Source organism: Clostridium psychrophilum, from assembly GCF_018861705.1.
Classification (GTDB): Bacteria; Bacillota; Clostridia; order Clostridiales; family Clostridiaceae; genus Clostridium_AD; species Clostridium_AD psychrophilum.
In genome coordinates, this window is record NZ_JAHLEC010000191.1 from 1 (window position 1) to 3,433 (window position 3,433).

The following is a 3,433-nucleotide window of genomic DNA, read 5'->3' on the forward strand; positions in this document are numbered from 1 at the left end:
ATGTTAAATTTAATTAACACATTCATTTATCCTTTTTATATTTTAAAGGTTACTTAAATTTGCAAATCACTTATATTATCAGGATATATTAAACTACAAGTCTACAACTAATTTGAATAGGAAATGTGATTATTGGTATATTGACACAGCTATTAATTTAGATATTATTTTAGCTCAATTATAATTCTCAGTTAATATTATAGTACGCTGAGAGCAACAGTTTGTGCATCTTAAGAAGCAAAAACAAGTAACATTTTAGTGGGTGAATCAAATAGTTCGCCGTAGAAAAAGATCTTAAATATTTCATACGACAAAAATTTTACAAATCATCGGTAAACTAGTGTTACTAATCCATGTATCGTAATTGTGCCGCCAAAGAAAATATTAGCATTAATTAAATCAAATGGAATTAATGCAGATGATTATGTAATGAAATGGAGAATTTGCGATAGTGAATTGGCTACATAGCTTAAAATGCTACATTGAGTTGATATTAGTGATAAAAATGGGGGAGGGTATAAATCGTCACGACTTTATGAAGAATATTAATAATTTTTGTTATATGAATTATATGTTCTAACATTGCAAGTCTGTAAAACAAGCAATATAGCCATTCTTAATAATGGATAAATGAATCAAATCGCCAATTGTTTATGTTAGTAATGGTATGAGAAGGCTTTGCATTTTTCTACTAAGTATTTACCATTAATTACTATTTATGTAATATCAAAGGAGAAACATGTTAAGGAAAAAATACATTTTGTAATGAAAAAAATTTTTCTATTCTTAATTTTTTTGGATATAAGTTCACGCCTCGTTATAATGATGTTTACAGTAAAATTAGTAAATCCCTGTATGGATTTAATCAGCCTAGCTACTATGACGATGTGTTGGTAATACCTGTTAGAAAATAACTCTGATCTTATTGTGGAAGAATTGTGTGAAAAGCTTTATTTCAACCCCCAAATAGGGAGGAAACAGAAATAAAACAATATCAACTGTAACGGCATTTTTAATACTTGCGAGGGTAGTGAGTTTGTCAGGATGGGACTACAAGTTAGGCAACTCCATCAGAACAGACAAAACATGAATACTTTGTACTTGCACCTCAATATGATAGTCCAACTGTTAATGATAATTCTGAAACAACAAATGATTTAGATGCTGCGGTAAATTTGATGAATTCTTTAGAAAGTCAATAAAATAAATATGGAATAGTAAGGGGCTTAAAAAATCGGCTGCTTTTTTTATTTTACAATGTAATGATATGGGGCTACAAGGCATATCAGATTTAAGATAGATGTTAATATTTAGTGGTAAATACATCAAAAGGTGTAATTTGAAATATTTATAAAAATTTCTGAATGAAAAGCCTAGTTTAAAAGGCTGTAACTAGAATATATTATAATAATAGGGGCAAGGGTTATGAATGCTCTAATGGAATTTATATTAGACATGCTAATTGAACTGGTGACTGTAAAAAAAACAAAAGTAAGTTAATAGAAAGTATAAATAGTACTAAAGGATATAATAAAAACAATTATTTTGATAAAGTAGTAAATAAAACGTGAGCTTTTTCCTGATGATAAAATAAATTATTATATAATTACTTATGTTTATTGTTGCTTCCTCTTTTTGAAAATACATTGGTTCTAAGACATAATGTATTTATCTTATGAACTTACTTGAGTATTTTATGGTTTCGTTATTATTATTTGTAATTTTTCACAATAAACTAATATAAAACCATTCAATATAATAAAAGTTATATTGAATGGTTTTGTTTTTACATCAAATCATGTATTTCTAATGATTTTACATGCGATTTTGCAATAATATATGGTATACTATTATTGTAAACATTATGTTTACATAATTAAGTGCCTGTATACATGTGTTTACCAACGTATACGTTGTATACAAAATGATCATACAATAAGTTTTATATTAATATATAAAATATTACTGGTAATACATATCAATAATGTTATTAGAAAATCATTTGTTGTAGATAGGATAAATTCTATAATTTTTGTAATAGTGTTATATTATAAATAAGATTTAGTTTTAATAATAGTAAAAATATATTACAATATTGGTAGAGAAAAATAGATTTGGAGAGTGAGTAAGTTATGGATGCAATATTAAGTGTAAGGATAAGTGATGAGTTAAAACAAAAATTTAATGAATTAGCTCAAAGCGAGGGGATAAACAATAAAGAACTGATGGAACAAGTAGTTAAATACTATGAATTAAATAGAACTAGGGAAATAGACAGCAATATGTCTGAAGATATAAAAGAACTACAAACAATAACTACTAGAATGGCAGATATATATATAAACATAGTCGAACGAAACAATATCAAAACCTTGGAAGTTAGAAATGTACATAGAAATGAGTTAGTAGATAAAGATAAGGAATTTGAAAAACTGAAAGAGGAAATTTCTTTATTAAAAGAAGAAAATAAAAAAATAATTATACTGCAAAAAGAGCAATCCAATGCAAATCATGCAAGTAAAGAATTAAAAGAAAGTATTGACAGTTTAAAAGCTCTTAATAATATGCAAGGTGAAAAGATATTAGAATTAAAAAATGACACTGAAAAATATATTAAGTACAAAGATGAAAATTTAAAAATTAAAACGGATATTGATAAATTAACAAACAAGAATATGCAACTTAACAATCTGTTAGTAAATCAAAATGAAAAGAATGATAAATTAGTAAAAAATATAGATGAGTTAGATAAATCAAATAAAAATAAAATAAATGAGCTTCAAATGAATGCTAAACAAGATATTGAAATGCAAAAAGAAAGAAGTAGTTTCGAAGCTGATAAAGTGCTTCTAAATTTAAGAGAACAACAACAATTAAAATTGCAGGAAATTCAAGAAACTTTTAATGATAGAATTAATAAACTGTTTAAAGAAAAAGAAAATGAAGCAGAAAAATTTAGAAATACACTTTTAAGAATAGATAAACTTGGAACTAAAGATATTGCTATTGAAAAGAAATAGGGCACCTTTGTATTATATCCATCTAACTACAGCAAAGTCATAAGACAAATTTTTTATTGATTATATTTATAAATATATAATGGTTACATAAAATTATTGTGTATTATCATAAAAATTTATAAACAATGGGATTAAACAAGTTGGAATGGAATTATAGCTAAAAGTGGTACATATTCAACTTCTAATGCAAATCACCATAACAAAATAGATAGTAATGTAATAAGTGGTTATCAATACGGAGTTCATCCATATGCCCTAGCAACTTGCTAATAATTGCAAAATAACAAAAATAACCTTTAATCTATATTATGATTATCCCACAAAAAGCTTGTAATTACTTCCAAACGTAGTAATTATGATATAATAATATCAAAATCAGTACGTAGAGGAGGATTACTATGTTTTGCAAAAAT

The 3,433-nt window shown here is 25.6% G+C and carries 1 protein-coding gene; it reads left to right on the plus strand.

Translation table 11 applies throughout. The features are described from left to right. Nucleotides 1–2,132 precede the first annotated feature (2,132 nt). On the plus strand, nucleotides 2,133–3,020 hold the full coding sequence (locus KPL38_RS18680) for a coiled-coil domain-containing protein (RefSeq protein ID WP_216290641.1): 888 nt from the start codon (nucleotides 2,133–2,135) through the stop codon (nucleotides 3,018–3,020). The last annotated feature ends 413 nt before the right edge of the window (nucleotides 3,021–3,433 follow it).

What these genes read in the sequence shown, in the direction of transcription:
- KPL38_RS18680 (WP_216290641.1), top strand. Translation starts at nt 2,133, where the DNA reads ATGGATGCAATATTAAGTGTAAGGATAAGTGATGAGTTAAAACAAAAA.